Origin of the sequence: Xanthomonas bonasiae (genome assembly GCF_017163705.1) — a bacterium.
Taxonomy (GTDB): domain Bacteria; phylum Pseudomonadota; class Gammaproteobacteria; order Xanthomonadales; family Xanthomonadaceae; genus Xanthomonas_A; species Xanthomonas_A bonasiae.
In genome coordinates this window covers 61,552-76,720 of record NZ_JAFIWB010000011.1, presented here as the reverse complement: position 1 = coordinate 76,720, position 15,169 = coordinate 61,552, and the positions used below count along the sequence as shown (strand labels likewise).

General features: G+C 68.9%; 11 protein-coding genes. 5 read left to right on the top strand and 6 right to left on the bottom strand.

The annotated features are described in order from the left end of the window. Positions 1-134 precede the first annotated feature (134 nt). Positions 135-1,280 (top strand): PQQ-dependent sugar dehydrogenase, encoded by a 1,146-nt coding sequence (locus JR064_RS11710; RefSeq protein WP_206229833.1) that lies wholly within the window; start codon positions 135-137, stop codon positions 1,278-1,280. 357 nt (positions 1,281-1,637) lie between these two features. Here JR064_RS11710 and JR064_RS11705 read toward each other — a convergent pair whose 3' ends face one another. Further along, positions 1,638-1,943: a hypothetical protein gene (locus tag JR064_RS11705; RefSeq protein ID WP_179567834.1), complete on the bottom strand. Its 306-nt coding sequence runs from the start codon at positions 1,941-1,943 to the stop codon at positions 1,638-1,640. A 191-nt stretch (positions 1,944-2,134) separates the two neighbouring features. Here JR064_RS11705 and JR064_RS11700 point away from each other — a divergent pair, with 191 nt between their 5' ends. Beyond that, entirely contained in the window at positions 2,135-2,647 is a 513-nt protein-coding gene (locus tag JR064_RS11700; RefSeq protein WP_206229832.1) for a CcdC protein domain-containing protein, read from the top strand. 40 nt (positions 2,648-2,687) lie between these two features. Here JR064_RS11700 and JR064_RS11695 read toward each other — a convergent pair whose 3' ends face one another. From JR064_RS11695 to JR064_RS11675, 5 genes are all read right to left on the bottom strand, one after another. Then, complete coding sequence (locus JR064_RS11695) at positions 2,688-3,185, bottom strand: hypothetical protein (protein WP_179567830.1); 498 nt, start codon at positions 3,183-3,185, stop codon at positions 2,688-2,690. Positions 3,186-3,272: 87 nt separating this feature from the next. Continuing rightward, positions 3,273-4,565 carry an APC family permease gene (locus JR064_RS11690; protein ID WP_179567828.1) on the bottom strand — a complete coding sequence of 431 codons (1,293 nt, stop codon included), beginning with the start codon at positions 4,563-4,565 and terminating at the stop codon, positions 3,273-3,275. Continuing rightward, positions 4,562-5,314: a L,D-transpeptidase family protein gene (locus JR064_RS11685; RefSeq protein ID WP_425510297.1), complete on the bottom strand. Its 753-nt coding sequence runs from the start codon at positions 5,312-5,314 to the stop codon at positions 4,562-4,564. The genes JR064_RS11690 and JR064_RS11685 overlap by 4 nt, the downstream gene beginning before the upstream one ends. 1,457 nt (positions 5,315-6,771) lie before the next feature. Further along, entirely contained in the window at positions 6,772-7,875 is a 1,104-nt protein-coding gene (locus JR064_RS11680; RefSeq protein WP_179567824.1) for a dipeptide epimerase, read from the bottom strand. Beyond that, positions 7,872-9,266 carry a C40 family peptidase gene (locus JR064_RS11675; RefSeq protein WP_206229831.1) on the bottom strand — a complete coding sequence of 465 codons (1,395 nt, stop codon included), beginning with the start codon at positions 9,264-9,266 and terminating at the stop codon, positions 7,872-7,874. Before JR064_RS11675 ends, JR064_RS11680 begins: the two co-directional genes overlap by 4 nt. 386 nt (positions 9,267-9,652) lie before the next feature. Between JR064_RS11675 and JR064_RS11670 the strand changes: the two genes are divergently transcribed. The 3 genes from JR064_RS11670 (at position 9,653) to JR064_RS11660 (ending at position 15,064) form a co-directional block, all read left to right on the top strand. Then, positions 9,653-12,445 (top strand): TonB-dependent receptor plug domain-containing protein, encoded by a 2,793-nt coding sequence (locus tag JR064_RS11670; RefSeq protein ID WP_206229830.1) that lies wholly within the window; start codon positions 9,653-9,655, stop codon positions 12,443-12,445. Positions 12,446-12,540: 95 nt separating this feature from the next. Continuing rightward, positions 12,541-14,199, top strand: coding sequence for a serine hydrolase (locus JR064_RS11665; RefSeq protein ID WP_241093013.1), 1,659 nt, complete (start codon positions 12,541-12,543; stop codon positions 14,197-14,199). Positions 14,200-14,254: 55 nt separating this feature from the next. Further along, a complete protein-coding gene (locus JR064_RS11660) occupies positions 14,255-15,064 on the top strand; it encodes an N-acetylmuramoyl-L-alanine amidase (protein WP_179567818.1) in 810 nt (269 codons plus the stop codon). Positions 15,065-15,169 lie beyond the last annotated feature (105 nt).

Below are 15,169 nucleotides of genomic sequence, written 5' to 3'. Positions count from 1 at the left end.
CGTCGCGCGCAGGCCGCTGTCTACGCCGCGCGAACGCCGCGCGTGACCGCGGCCACGGCTTGGCCATTGCATGCTTGCCGTCCACACCTGCTTTGCTAGGTTCGGCCTTCGACCCCATTCGATAGGTGCGCGTCATGCAACGTTCTCCCCTGGGTTTGGCCTGTGCATTGGCGATGAGTCTGGTCGTGTCCGCGGCAAATGCGGCGCCGCCCGCCAAGAGCGCCGAACGGCGCGGCGACTGGCCGTTCTCGGCGACGCCGTTCGCCACCTTCAACGAACCGTGGGCGATGAGCTTCCTGCCCGACGGCAGCGCGCTGATCAGCGAGAAGCGCGGCACGCTCAAGCGTTTCGATCCGGCCAGCGGCCGAACCGGCACGGTCAGCGGCGTGCCCGCGGTCGCCTATGGCGGCCAGGGCGGTTTCGGCGATGTGCTGCCGCATCCGGGCTTTGCCCAGAATGGCTGGGTGTACCTGAGTTATGCCGAGGCCGGCAGCGGCGACACCCGCGGTGGCGCGGTGGCGCGCGCCAAGCTGACCCTGGACGGCAATGGCGGCGGCGCGCTGTCGCAGCTGAAGGTGATCTGGCGCCAGCAGCCCAAGGTGTCCGGCAACGGCCATTACGGCCACCGCCTGGCGTTCGGGCCCGACGGCAAGCTGTGGATCAGTTCCAGCGAGCGGCAGAAGTTCGATCCGGCGCAGGACATGAGCGGCAACCTGGGCAAGATCGTGCGCCTCAACGACGACGGCAGCGTGCCGGCCGACAATCCGTTCGCGCGCCGCGGCGGCGTTGCCGCGCAGGTGTGGTCGCTCGGCCACCGCAACGTGCTCGGCCTGGCCTTCGACGCCAACGGCCAGCTGTGGGAACACGAGATGGGCCCGGCCGGCGGCGACGAACTGAACCTGATCCAGCGCGGCGCCAACTACGGTTATCCGATCGTCTCCAACGGCGACCACTACGACGGCCGGCCGATCCCCGACCATTCCACGCGCCCGGAATTCGCCGCGCCCAAGGTCAGCTGGACGCCGGTGATCTCGCCGGCCGGTTTCGTGATCTACAACGGCAGCACTTTCCCGCAGTGGCGCGGCAACGGCTTCATCGGCGGGCTGTCCTCGCAGTCGCTGGTACGGATCGAGTTCAACGGCGAGAACGCGCGCGAAGCGGCGCGCTACGACATGGGCAAGCGCATCCGCGAAGTGGAACAGGGCCCGGATGGCGCGCTGTGGCTGCTGGAAGACGGTAGCGGCGGACGTTTGCTACAGCTGCAGCCGGTGGAGAGCTGACGCCACCCGAGCCGACGGGTGATGCGTTGCCGCGCCGCTGAGAGCGGCGTGGCGACTGGTGGCGGGATGTGGCCGCTATGCGTGGGAAATGGTGTGCGTTGCGGCCATATCGGTCGCTCGATTGCGCCGGTCGCGGCTGAAGCCGCTCTTACAAGGTGGGCCGCGCGTTGTTAGGCCGCTTCGTGTAGGAGCGGCTTCAGCCGCGACCAAAACCGTCCGCATGAGACGCTCGCCGAAACGCACAAGCTCATCCGACATCGCGCAAACCCGAATCCGCGCCACGTCGATAACCGCGCAGCGACTCGGAAAGACCCACCGAAGCGACCGCAACTGTAGCCCTTCCGGCTGCGATCACCCTCAGTCCTGACCCGCCCGCTCCCAGGCACGGCGCACCGCATGGCGGGCCTTGCTCCAGCTCAGGGTCTGCGAGCCCTTGGTGCTGTCCCAGTTGCGGTGCAGTTCGGCCTCGACCTGTTCGTAGGCCAGATTGAAGTTGCGTACGCGCGCCTCGTGTCCGGCGTGATAGGCCGGCTCGTAGTCCTCGAAGCGTTCGCCGTCGCTGTAGTAAGGCTCCTCGGCGAAACGCTCGCGCCAGTATTGCGACACCAGGCTGCGATCGTCGTCGTTGGGCGCGCGACCGGGGATCTGATAAGGAACGCTCATCGTTGTCTCCTGTGCGAATGGGGTGTCCGACGTTAGCGACGGCGCCGTTAATGCGATTCCAGCATCGCGTGATCGAGGCATGAAGCACGGCGCGGCGGTCGATTGCCGCCGCCGCGCCGGCGCCGGCTACGCCACGGGCCACGGATGGATTACGATCCGGCAACGCCGCTCGTCCCCCGTCGCAGGATTCCATGGCCGCCACCGGTATCGCCTTGCTCACCCCGTACCTGGCCACCGCCGGCATCGGCTGGTTGTACTACCGGCGCATCCGCCGCTATTTCGGCCGCCAGCCATGGCAGCCGCGGCGGACCGTGGCGCGGATGCTGCTGCTGGCGCTGGCGGCGGCAGGGCTGACCTACCTGGCGGCGGTAGTGCCGCCGGTCCGCCTCGGCATGGCGCTGGGGGTCTTGGCCGGCGCGGCGCTGGGGGCCTTCGCCTTGCACCACACCCGCATCGACGTGATCGAGGGCCGGCGCTATTACACGCCCAATCCCTGGATCGGCGCCGGACTCAGCGTGCTGCTGATCGGACGCCTGGCGTGGCGTTGGGCCAGCGGTGCGTTTTCCGGCGGTAGCGCGCAGTCGCTGCAGAACGCCAGCCCGCTGACCCTGGCGATCGCCGCGGTGCTGATCGCGTATTCGTTGGTGCACACCGGCGGCTTGCTGCTGCGCATGCGCGCGCTGGCGCCGGCGCAAGCCTCCTAGCGGCGCGAAGCCTGCGCCGCCTGCAACGCGCAGGGCCGCGTCATTGCGCGGCAGCGGCGGACTGGTAGGGCAGCGCGATCGTGCCGGCGCCACGCAGTGCCGCATCGGCGGCATCGAGTTGCGACGCTTCGCCCTCGATCACCACCAGGATGCGGCCGGCCTCGATTTCCTCTTCGAAGTTGCGCCGCACCGGATCCGGCACGGTGGCACCGACCAGGGCCGAGGACCAGCTGCCGACCAGTGCGCCGGCGATGGCCATCACCCCCGCGCCGGCCAGGGTGATTCCCAGCGGCGGCACCGCGATCGCCGCGAGTCCAGCGAGCAGGCCGGCCGCGCCGCCGCCCAACGCGCCGCGTGCGGCCGCGGGCAAGGCGTCGGTCTTGACGTCCTTGCGCTCGTCGGGGATCGCGTCCAGTTCGATGTCGCTGCGGGCGATCAACGACAGGTCGTCGTTGTCGATGCCGGCGCCGCGTGCCGCTTGCAGGGCACGGGTGGCGGTGGCCAGATCGGGGGCGCTGTAGACACGGCGTAGTTTCATCGCGGACTCCATCGCTGAGGCTGGCGCCCAGAGTCGAAGCGATGCGGTTACCCGCACGTGACAGCGGCGCAAGGCCGCGTGAAGGCGCTACGGCGCCTTGCGCGGGAAGCGGTAGAACAGCGCGCCCACCAGCAGCGCCACGCCGGCCGCGGCCAGGTTCTGCCAGCTGGCGCTGAGCAGCAACGCCAACGCCAGCAGCAACGCGGCGACCGGGATCAGCGGGCCGCCCGGCAGGTGCAGCGCACCCGGCCGGTCGCGGTAGCGCCGTGCCAGCACCAGCACCGCCGCGGCCGTGCCGATGTAGGCGAACAGGCGGGTGACCATCGACAGCAGCGCCAGCTGCACGAACGAGCCGGACAGCGCCAGCGCCAGCGACAGCACGCCCTGCAGCAGGATCGCCGCGGCGGGCGTGCGGAAGCGCGGATGCACCCGCGCCAGGAACGCCGGGCCGTAACCGTCCTGCGCCAGCGCGAACAGGAAGCGCGGCCCCAGCATCACCGTGTTGCTGGTGGTGCCGAGGATGGAGATGGTGGCGCCGACGGTGAGGATCAGCGCCAGCGCCTCGCCGCCGAAGCCGCTGGCGGCATCGGCCAACGGCGTCGCCGACTGCGCCACGTTCGCCAGCGTGCCCTGCGCGACCACCTGCACCGCGGCATAGATCAAGGTGACGGTGACGATCATCGTGATCAGCGCGAACGGCACGTCGCGGCGCGGATTGCGGTATTCGCCGGCGGCGGCGGGGATGTTCTCGAAGCCGGCGTAGGCGAACAGCAACAGCAGCGCCGCTTCGCCCATGTTGCCGAAGTCGCGCGGGTCCGGCGCCTGGCCGGAGAACGCCCACGACCAGTCCACGTAGAACAGGCCGATGGCCACGAACAGCAGCAGCGGCACCAGCTTGCCGATCACCAGCGCCACACCGGTGCGCGCGGCCGATTTCACCCCGATCACGTTGATCGCGGTGAGCAGGCCGAGCGAGCCGACCACGATCGCCAGGCGCGCGCCGCCACCTGCTGCGGCCGGCCAGAAGCGCACCACCGCATCGGCCAGGCCGTTGCCGAGCGCGGCGGCGGAACTGATCCGGGTCAGCCAGATCATCCAGCCGATCTCGAAGCCGGCGAAGCGGCCGAACGCCTCGCGCGCATACAGGTAGCTGCCGCCGGGTTCGTCGAAATAGCTGGCCGCCTGCGCATAGCACAGCACCAGCAAGCCCACCGCCAGCCCGGCCAGCAGCACCGCCCACAGGCTCATCGGCCCGAGCAGCGCGGCGGTGGCGGCGGGCAGCAGATAGATGCCGCTGCCGATGACGTCGTTGATCGACAGGCCGACGATCTGCCAGCGGCTGACCGCGCGGACCAGGCTCGGTTCGGGTGCGTTGCTCATGGTGCCGGCTCCACGGCCGGCAGTGCCCAGGCGGTGCGGAGGCGCTCGTAGTCGTTGCGCGGCAGCAGCACGAACAGCGGCGCGGCGTCCGGCTGCAGCCAGGCCAGCAGGCGCTGCATGTCGGCCGGCTCCATCGCGGTGCAGCCGGCGGTGGCTTCGCCCGCGGCACGCCACAGGTGGGCGAAGATGCAGCTGCCGGCGCCGGGCCGCGCCTGCGGGTTGTGGCCGATCACGAAGCCTTCCTGGTAACGGCGGTCGCCGTCGTGGTGCAGGTCCAGGCGCATCGGCTCGGTCGAGCCGGCCACCGCGTCGGCGCCGACCCGGTCGGCGTCGACGATGCGGTTGTACAGCGGCGAATCGGGCACGTCGATGCAATAGCTGCTCTGCTGCATCGGCTGGTACGGCAGCGCGCTGTCGATGCGCTGCGCATAACCGAACGCCTCGCCGATGGTGAAGATGCCGGCCGGGCTGCGGCCGTCGCCTTCGCGTTTCTGCGGGCCGTCGGTCTGCGTCGGGTGCAGGCCCAGCCCCCAGGCGCTGCCGTTGCGGCCGAGCGCGACATCGAAGCGCTGGCCGTGCGCGCGCCAGCCCTGCGCCGTGCGTTCGAACGCCTGCAGTTGCCCGCGCGGGCTGTCCCAATCCGGGGCCACGACCAGCACCAGCTGGCGCGCCTGCTGCAGTGCCGGCGGCATGGTGTCGCCGGTGGCGGCCAGGCACGTGCCGGTCACGGCGGTGCACAGCACTGCCATGGCCGCCAGGCAGCTGCGGCGGACGCGGCCGGTCTGCGTCAGGGCGGACCACCATGGGAATTTCGGCATGCGCATCTCCGGTCGCGATCGGGCATCGAGCGGGTGCTGGGCCCGCTGCAGGTTCACCGCCGGCTGCCGCCTGCGGTCGGGGTGGGTTTGGCGCGTCGGCCCGACCGCGAAGTCGAGCAGATGCGGCAATGCTGCACGGTACAACAGTTGTTCGATCTGCGGCGCTGGATCAGGCACGGGGACCGTCCGTGCGGTGTCGGTAGGCGCTGTGGATTGGTGCGCCGATGGTGTGGTGTGCTTGGGGCTGTTGGCAATGCACGACGCGGCAAGCTCGGTCGGCTTGCTACGCAGTTCGATCGTGTGGTGCGGCTGCGGCTGATGCTATTGCTGCTGCGGTTGGGGTTGCTGTTGCTTTTTTTGCTTTTGATCTTGATTTACCGGGTCCCTTACGTAGCGGCGAATAGGGCGGGAAAAACCCCGAAGGGGCGGCGCACAGGGATGTGCGCCGTTCGCGGCAGGGGCAGGATGCCCCTTCCGCGAATCCCGTCCTATTCGCGGACCCGGAGCGCGCAGCGCGGAGGGCGCGGAGGAGGGTGTGCTTGACCAGCCTTCGGCTGTGGTAAAGCGCTTCTTTTGGTTACTTTTCTTTGCACAAGCAAAGAAAAGTAACTCGCCGTAGGCGAAAGCCTTTGCCTTTGCCTTTGCCTTTGCGACGGCGACGGCGACGGCGACGGCGATGGCGATGGCGATGGCGATGAAGCAATCATTGTAGGAGCGGCTTCAGCCGCGACCGGTTCTGTCAGGAAGGTGTCGCGGCTGAAGCCGCTCCTACAAGAGCCAATGCCCAAGCAAAAAAGCAACAGCAAAGCAAAGGCTTCCGCCCTTGGCGGGTCACTTTTCTTTGCTCGTGCAAAGAAAAGTAACCAAAAGAAAGCACGCCCTGCCTTGCGCCCTCCGCGCTGCGCGCTACGGGTCCGCGGATGCACCGGGGATTCGCGGAAGGGGCATCCTGCCCCTGCCGCGAACGGCGCACATCCTTGTGCGCCGCCCTTCGGGTTTTTCCCCGGTCCATCCGCCGCTGCGGAAGGGAACCCGGTAAAAGCAACAGCAGAAGCAACAGCAAAGCAGAAGAAAAAGAAGCAGAGCAAAGCAGAAGCAGAGCAGAGGCAGAGCAGAGGCAGAGCAGAACAGAGCAGAGCAGAGCAGAGGCAGAGCAGAACAGAGCAGAACAGAGCAGAACAGAGCAGAGCAGAGCAGAGCAGAGCAGAGGCAGGTGGCAACCGGGATCTGTTTAGCGTTCCAGATGCGCGTGCCGGAGTCCCGGTGGTTGTCCGCCCTGGCGCGCAATGGCGTCACAGCGATACGCGGTGAAGGCAAGCGCGATCGCGATGGAAGCCATCGCATGCGTCGGCCGTGCGCATTGCAGCGCAGGCGCCAGCGCGCCAAGATCACCCGCGCGGCGGCAGCAGTTCCAGGCCGCGGATCTCGCGGATGCCCAGGCCCGGCGCGTCGGTGATCGTGATCTGCGAGTCGTTGAAGAGCACTCCGCCCTGCACCGGGTCGAACAGGCCCAGCGACGGGCCGTCCAGGTCCACCTTGGTGATGACCTCCGCCTTGGCCACCGCCAGGTGTACCGCCGCCGCCACGCTGATGCTCGACTCGAGCATGCAGCCGATCATGCACTCCACCCCGTACAGCGCGGCGATGTCGGCGATGCGGATCGCGTTGGACAGGCCGCCGGTCTTCATCAGCTTGATGTTGACGATGTCCGCGGCACGGCGCTGGATCAGGTCGAACACCTGCGCCGGCCCGAACACGCTCTCGTCCGCCATCACCGGCGTGTTCACGCGCTCGGTCACGTACTTCAGCCCGTCGATGTCCCAGGCCTTGACCGGCTGCTCCAGCAGCTCCAGCGCCACGCCGGCGTCTTCCAGCGCACGCATCGCGTACACCGCCTGTTTCGGCGTCCAGCCCTGGTTGGCGTCCAGCCGCAGCGAGGCGCGGCCTGCGACCGCGGTGTGGATCGCCTTGACCCGCGCGATGTCCACGTCGATGTCCTTGCCGACCTTGATCTTCAGCGCCGCGAAGCCGCGCGCGAGCGCCGACAGCGCATCGGCCACCATCTTGTCGATGGCGTCCACGCTGATGGTGATGTCGGTGGTGATGGCCGGCGTACCGCCGCCGAGCATCCTGTACAGCGGCGCGCCGTACAGCTGCGCCCACAGGTCGTAGACCGCGATCTCCACCGCGGCCTTGGCGCTGCTGTTGCGCTCCAGCGCGCCCTGGATCCGCCCGGTGATCCGGTTGAGGTCGGCCACGTCCTCGCCGATCAGGCGCGGTGTGATGAAGCGGTCGATCGCCGCGATGATCGAACCGTGGGTGTCGCCGGTGATCGGCGCGGTGGCCGGCGCTTCGCCATAGCCGATGTGGCCGCTGTCGGTATGCACCAGCACCACCACGTCTTCGACCGTCTCCACGGTCCGCAACGCGGTCTTGAACGGGGTCTTCAACGGCACGCGCAGCATGCCCAGTTGGATGTCGGTGATCTTCATTCGATAGGCAGCGGACGGACGCGTTGGATGCGGGTGATGCGGTCGATGAAGGGCGTGCCGTCGCCCAACAGCATCGGCTCCAGCGGCGTCACCGAGACGCTGTTGAGGCGCACGCGCTGCAATTGCCCGGACGCGTCGCGGTAGCCGGCGCCGGCCACGTCGTGGATCACCCAGGTGTGGCCGCGGTCGTGGCCGATCACCATCATCACGTGGCCGGGGATGTACACCAGATCGCCGACCTGCAGCCGCGCCAGCGTTCGCCGCCGTTGCGCCAGTGGCGCGTCAGCGATGTAGGACACGCTGGCGAGGGTGGGGCTGCGCGCCTGGTCGCCGGTATTGCGCGGCAACGCGATGCCCAGGCTGCGGTAGATGTCGGAGACGAAGCCGCTGCAGTCGCGCGCGTCGTAGTCGTTGCCCCAGCCGTAGCGCTCGCCGAGGAACTTGAAGGCCTGCCGCAGTAGGTTACGTTGCGTCGCCGCCAGTGGCGCGGCGGCGACGTCGGCACCGCGCGGCACCAGCGCGGGTGCCAGCCGCAGTCGGCCATCGTCGTCGCGCAAGGGCAGTTGCACCACGTAGGCGGCCAGCGGCGACTGGCCGTTGACCGCCTGTTGCGCCGGCCAGTCCTGCAGCAGCGGCAGGCTGCTGCCCATGTCCAGCGGCAGGTGCGACGCCGCAGGCAATTCCGGGGTGAAGGCGGTCAGCGTGCGCGCGCCGGTCGCCACCAGCCGCGGCGTGCGCTGCGCGTAGTCCAGCACCGTGGCGCGATCGCCTTCGGCCACGCGTTCGCGCGCGATCCACGCCGCGTAGTTCGGCGCCAGCACGAACAGCCACTGGCCGTCGCGGCTGGCATGCAGGATCGCCACCGCGGTGCCGGGATACAGCGCCGATTCCTGGAAGCGATCGATGTCGTGGTCGTCGCGGGTGCTGAAAACGCGTTGTCGGGTCGGGAAGGTACGCAGATCGGCGCGGCGCACCACCAGCGCGTAGCGCGGCGCGACCTGCGCGGGAATCGCGTCCAGGGCGAGCGCCGATTGCAGGGCGGCCAGCTGCGCGGCGTCGAGCGCGGCGCCGTGCGCGTCGTAGAGCGTGCGCGTCGGCGGTGCCGACAGCGCCAGTACTTGCGCGCGCACCTGCGCTGCGCTGTAGCGCTCGGGCAGCGCCTGCAGGTCGTGCATCGAGGCATCGTGGCGCAGCAGGTGCGCGTTGAAGGCCTGCACCTGCGCCGCGTCGAGCAGCGGGCGCGGCGCATCGGGCAAACGCGCGATCCAGTACTCCGCCTGCAGTTGGCTGGCCTGCAACTGGAACGGCGCCTCGCTGGCGACGCTGGCCGCGGCGATGGGCGCGCTGAATGCGGCGGCCAGTAACAGGCACAGGCCACGCATCGTATTCATCGGACCCCGGGCGGTGGAAAGAATGCCGGACCGCTGCGCGCCGGCTTCCGAATAGTCTTTTCCTCGATGGGGCTTGTCAAGAATGCGCGATTGACATGCGATTTCGCAGCGTGCTACACCCGAAACGCAGGGGCGAGGAAGCGGTGGCGACAGGTGCCGTTCCCGTCAGCAGCGAGGCGCTGGCCTGGGGATCACGGGCGTACGTCGCAGGGGGCGCTGTTGGGCATCCGCACCTGGGGAAAGTAGCGAGTACAGAGAACGGCGCCGTGCTACGGCCGTGCGCCATGTTGTCCGCGTGGGTGCCCAGGGAAGGCGGCCGGCTGCCGGCCTGCGTCGACTTGGGGCGCCGTTGTCAGCGTCCGTCGTCGATTGCAGGAGAGAGCCGCATGCCCATCCGAGTCCAGCGTTCCCGTTGCCACGTCCGACCGTCCCGCCTCGCGCTCGCGCTGCTGGCCGGATGCGCATTGCCGCCGCTCGCCGCGGCGCAGGACACCGCCGTCGCCACGCGCGACCTGGACAAGGTCACCGTCACCGGTTCGCGCATCGCGCGCTCGCAGGTGGAAGGGCCGGCGCCGGTGACCGTCATCACCGCGCAGGACATCCAGAAGCAGGGCTTCAGCACGGTGTGGGAATCGCTCGGCACGCTGACCCAGTTCAGCGGCAGCGCCTTCAACGAAAGCGACCAGACCGGCAGTTCGCCCAACGGCCAGTACCTCAACCTGCGCGGCCTGGGGCCCGGCTATCAGTTGATCCTGCTCAACGGCAAGCGCATGGCCGACTACCCGCAGTCCTACAACGCCAACGGCACCGCGGTCAGCCTGGGCAGCATTCCGGCGGCGGCGGTGGAGCGCATCGAGGTGATGAGCGGCGGCGCCTCGGCGATCTACGGTTCCGACGCGGTGGCCGGCGTGGTCAACATCATCACCAAGCGCGATTTCAGCGGCGACACGCTGCGCTTGCGCGGCGGCACCACCACGCGCGGCGGCGGCGACAGCGGCCAGCTGCAATGGAGCGGCGGGCGTACCGGCGATCGCTGGAGCCTGACCTACGCGTTCGAACGGCTGGACCGCGAAGCCATCGTCGCCAGCCAGCGCGACTTCCTGGATTCGTACGACGACCACCCCGGCAACAAGGCCGATCCGTCCAGCCCCAATGCCTCGATTTCCGGCGTCTACCTGCGTCGCGGCAATACCTATCTGTGGCCCAGCGGCGGCAGCCTGTCCACGTCGGCCAGCGCGCTGGATGCGGCGTGTGCGGCGACCAATCCGGCATTCAGGCCGTACAAGACCGCCGACAGCCTGGCCGCGGCCAACCGCTGCGGTGCGTTCGGCTACTACGAAGGCCGCTCGGTGCAGAACGGCTACGGCAAGACGTCCGCGTATCTGTCCGGCAGTTTCGATTTCAGCGAAGAAGTCACCGGCTATGCGCAGGTGCTGGCCAACCGCTCCAAGGACGAAAGCTCCAGCCAGACCCACTACTACATCGGCGAAGGCGCGTTCACCGTCTACGATCCGGACCTGGGCCTGGTCACCGCGCAGCGCATCTTCCTGCCCTCGGAAGTGGGCGGCATCAAGAACATCGAGTACGACGAGAAATCCTGGAACCTCAACGCCGGCGTGCGCGGCAAGCTGTTCGACGGCCGCTTCGACTGGGACGCGAGCGTGTCGATGTCGCGCTACGACATCACCACGCGGCGCCCGCGCTTCCTCACCAACGCGGTGCGCGATTACTACATGGGGCCGCTGCTCGGCTATCGGCCCGACGGCACCGAGATCCGCGAGTTCTACGCCGACAAACTGTTTGCGCCGGGCAGTGCGGCGTTGTACGACCAGCTCACCACCGAGGTGGTGAGCCGCGGCGAATCCAGCACCGACCAGGCCCAGTTCGTGTTCAGCGGCGACCTGTTCGCCCTGCCGGCCGGCATGGTGCAGATCGCCACCGTGCTGGAGGCGGCGCGGCAGAAGTACGACCTCGCGCCGGATCCGCGCACCACCGTGGACTACACCGGCAGCGAACGCATCTACAACCTGACCCAGACCCCGGGCGGCGGCCCGCGCGACCGCTACGCCGCAGGCCTGGAACTGCGCGTGCCGATCTTCCGCCGGCTCAGCGCGACGCTGGCCGCGCGCTACGACAAGTACGACGACATCACCGCGGTCGACGATGCCGCGACCTGGCAGGCGGGATTGGAGTGGCGGCCGTTCGACAGCCTGCTGCTGCGCGGCAGCCACGCCACCAGTTTCCGCGCGCCGGACCTGCTGTGGATCTACGCCGGCACCAGCGCCAACAACCCCACCGTCACCGACGAATACCTGTGCCGCCGCGATGGCCTGGATCCGCTGTCCGATGCCTGTTCGGCCGCGCACGAATACCAGACCTTCTCCACCCAGTCCTCCAATCCGTTGCTGGAAGAGGAGAAAGGCAAGTCGACCACGCTGGGTTTCGTGTGGGACGTGCTGCCGACCCTGTCGCTGAGCGCGGACTACTACCGCATCGAACTGGAAGGCCGGGTCGAGTCGATTTCCAGCGAGACCTTGCTGGAGAACAACGCCAACTGCCTGCTCGGCAGCGACCGCGCCGGCAATGCGGTCGATACCGCATCGGCGGCCTGCCAGTTCTACATCCAGTCGGTGACCCGCAGCCCGGGTACCGACCTCACCGCCGAAGGCCAGATCACCGCGTTCGAGACCTTCCCGATCAACCAGTCGCTGATGCGGACCGACGGCGTGGACGCCAACCTGCGCTACAGCTTCGACCTCGGCGACTGGGGCGCGTTCGGGTTGCAGGCCGGCTATACCCGCGTGCTGAAGATGGAAGTGGCGCAGTTTGACGGGGCCAAGCCGGTGGACGTGATGAACGACGTCGATTACCTGGCGTTCCGTACCCGCGCCAACTGGCGTGCGAACTGGAGCGTCGGCGACTGGTCGACCAGCCTGTACGGCTACCGCTACGGCTCGCGTCCCAACTACGCCGAGAGCGGACGCGTGGCGCCGTACGTGATCTGGAACGCGGACATCGCCAAGCGGATCACCGACAAGGCCACGCTCGGCATCAGCGTGCTCAACGTGTTCGACAAGATCCATCCGCGCGACGACACCTACACCGCCTGGCCGTACTTCCCGCGCGTGTACAGTGCGATCGGGCGGCAGTTGTACGCCAATTTCACCTACACCTTTTGAGGACGCGCGTGCGAAGCGAGGCTGCCACGCTGGAGTCGACGAGACCGGGGACGCCGTCGCGCAGCGTTGCAAGCGCGGGACGCCTGCGCAGCGCGTTGCTCGCGGTCTGCCTGGTGTTGCCGGCGTTGGCGGCGGCCGCGCCTGGCGCTGCGGACACGCCGCCGCCGCGCGCCGAGCTCGATCGCCTGTTCGAGCAGGCCATGACCCGCTACCGGCTGCCGGGGTTGGCAGTCGGCGTGATCGACAACGGCGAAGTGGTCTACACGCGCAGCGCCGGCGAGCTGCGTGCCGGCAGCGGCGAGCGCGTCGATGGCGCGACGCTGTTCAAGATCGCCTCCAACAGCAAGGCGATGACCACCGCATTGCTGGCGCGGCTGGTCGATGCCGGCAAGCTGCGCTGGGACGATCCGGTGACCCGGTATGTGCCGGAATTCCGCATGTACGATCCGTGGGTCACGCGCAACATCCAGGTGCGCGACCTGCTGATCCACAACAGCGGCCTGGGCCTGGGCGCCGGCGATCTGATGCTGTGGCCGGAACCCAATGCGTTCGGCCGCGCCGACATCATCGCCGGGCTGGCCTACCTGAAGCCGACCCACAGCTTCCGCGCGCACTACGCCTACGACAACCTGCTGTACGTGGTCGCGGGCGAAGTGGCCGCGCGCGTCGGCGGCAAGCCCTACGAGCAACTGCTGCGCGAGCAGGTGTTCGCGCCGCTGGGCATGCGCCGCTGCCAGGTCGGCGCCTGGGAGCGCGACGCGGTCGGCAACGTCGCCCAGCCGCATATGCGCCAGGGCGAGGCCAACGTCGTGGTGCGCGCGGACCCGGCGCGGATCGCGGATACGCCGTCGATGGCGGCTGGCGGCGTGCGCTGCAGTCTCGACGACATGCTGGCCTGGATGCGCGCCTGGCTGTCGCCCGACACCGGCGCTGTGCCCTGGCTGTCGCCGGCGCAGCGCCAGGCGTTGTGGACGCTGCACACGCCGATGCCGATCTCCGCGCAGATGCGCGACTGGGACGGCACGCGCCTGTACGGCTATGGCTACGGCTGGCGCCTGTCCGACGTGGACGGGCAGTGGCAGGTCGCGCACACCGGCACCCTGATGGGCATGTATTCGGCGCTGGTGCTGCTGCCGGATCGGCGCAGCGGTTTCGTCATCCTCAGCAACGGCGAGGGCGGCGAGATGCGGACCGTGTTGGGCGAGGCGCTGCTCAAGCAGTTCACCCGTCCCGGCGAGCGTGCGCTGGATGTCGTGCACTACGCCACGTTGCTCGAACGCGCGCGTGCGCAGGCCGACAAGGCGGCGCCTGCCGCAGTGGATACGTCTGCGCGCACACCGGTCGCCAGCGCCGCCTCGCGCGATCGGCAAGGCGTGTGGCGCGATCCGTGGTTCGGCGAGGTCCTGCTCTGCCCGCAGCAGGGACTGCTGCGCTTCCAGGCGCGCAAGTCGCCGCTGCTGCGCGGCCGGGTCCTGCAGGCCGGCGCGCGCTGGCTGGTGGACTGGGACGATGCCAGCGTCGATGCCGAGCCGTGGCTGGACTTCGCTGTCGGTGCCGACGGCGTGCAACGGATGCAACTGGCGCATGTCGATCCGAACGCGGATTTCAGCTACGACTATGCCGACCTGGAGTTCGTGCGGGTGGGATCCTGTCCCGATCGTGTGGGAGGGATTTCAGTCCCGACGCTTTGGCGGCAAAGCCTGCCGGGACTGAAGCCGCTCCCACAACAACACGCTCGTTCACCAGGATTCTAGATACTGCTGTTGCTTGCGCTTGCCGCTCACTGTCAGATGCCCCGGAATCTTCTCCATGACCCGACGCTTTCCCCCTCCCGCATCGCCCCGCATCCGCTGGCTGGCACCGCTGGCGCTGGTCGCCCTGCTCGGCGCCTGCGCGCACGCGCCGCAGCGCAATCCGCTGGCCGAGTGGGTGCCGTCGCCGAACCAGGATCTGCGCCGGCCGATCCTGATCGTGATCCATTACACCGACCAGGACTCGGTGCAGCGCAGCCTGGACACGCTGCGTTCGCACAACAGCAAGGGCAAGGTCAGCGCGCATTACCTGATCGGTCGCGACGGCAAGCGCTACCAGCTGGTCAGCGACGAGCGCCGCGCCTGGCATGGCGGCGCCGGGCGCTGGGGCACGATCACCGACATCAATTCCGCCTCGATCGGCATCGAGCTGGACAACGACGGCAAGACCCCGTTCGCCGCCGCGCAGATCGACAGCCTGCTGCTGTTGCTGGAGGACCTGTGCACGCGGCTGCGCATCCCGCGCACGCAGGTGGTCGGGCACGAGGACTTCGCACCCACGCGCAAGGTCGATCCGGGTCCGCTGTTTCCGTGGAAGCGCCTCGCCGACGCCGGTTTCGGCCGCTGGCCCGCCGCGGACACGCCGCCGGCGCCGCCCGGCTTCGACCCGTGGCAGGCGCTGGCGCTGATCGGCTATCCGATCGACGACCGCGCGGCCACGCTGCGCGCCTTCCACCACCATTACCGCGGCAACGACGCCACCGCGTTCGATGCCGAGGACCTGCGCATTCTCTATGCACTGACCCAGCCGGCGCAGGCGCGACCGCAGCCGCAGCCGACCCCGGCGCAGGAACAGGACGTGCCGTAGCGTTGCCGGGTCGTCCGGCACTGCATGCAGGCGACCACGCCTGTGGCGCCGCGCCGACCTGGCGCGGCATCCATTGGAGCCAACGCGTTCTTGGTAGCATGAGCG

Excerpts from the sequence above, each read along its gene's own strand:
- JR064_RS11670 (WP_206229830.1), top strand. The coding sequence starts at position 9,653 with ATGCCCATCCGAGTCCAGCGTTCCCGTTGCCACGTCCGACCGTCCCGC.
- JR064_RS11680 (WP_179567824.1), bottom strand. The coding sequence starts at position 7,875 with ATGAAGATCACCGACATCCAACTGGGCATGCTGCGCGTGCCGTTGAAG.
- JR064_RS11710 (WP_206229833.1), top strand. The coding sequence starts at position 135 with ATGCAACGTTCTCCCCTGGGTTTGGCCTGTGCATTGGCGATGAGTCTG.
- JR064_RS11690 (WP_179567828.1), bottom strand. The coding sequence starts at position 4,565 with ATGAGCAACGCACCCGAACCGAGCCTGGTCCGCGCGGTCAGCCGCTGG.
- JR064_RS11675 (WP_206229831.1), bottom strand. The coding sequence starts at position 9,266 with ATGAATACGATGCGTGGCCTGTGCCTGTTACTGGCCGCCGCATTCAGC.
- JR064_RS11660 (WP_179567818.1), top strand. The coding sequence starts at position 14,255 with ATGACCCGACGCTTTCCCCCTCCCGCATCGCCCCGCATCCGCTGGCTG.
- JR064_RS11695 (WP_179567830.1), bottom strand. The coding sequence starts at position 3,185 with ATGAAACTACGCCGTGTCTACAGCGCCCCCGATCTGGCCACCGCCACC.
- JR064_RS11700 (WP_206229832.1), top strand. The coding sequence starts at position 2,135 with ATGGCCGCCACCGGTATCGCCTTGCTCACCCCGTACCTGGCCACCGCC.
- JR064_RS11685 (WP_425510297.1), bottom strand. The coding sequence starts at position 5,314 with ATGGCAGTGCTGTGCACCGCCGTGACCGGCACGTGCCTGGCCGCCACC.
- JR064_RS11705 (WP_179567834.1), bottom strand. The coding sequence starts at position 1,943 with ATGAGCGTTCCTTATCAGATCCCCGGTCGCGCGCCCAACGACGACGAT.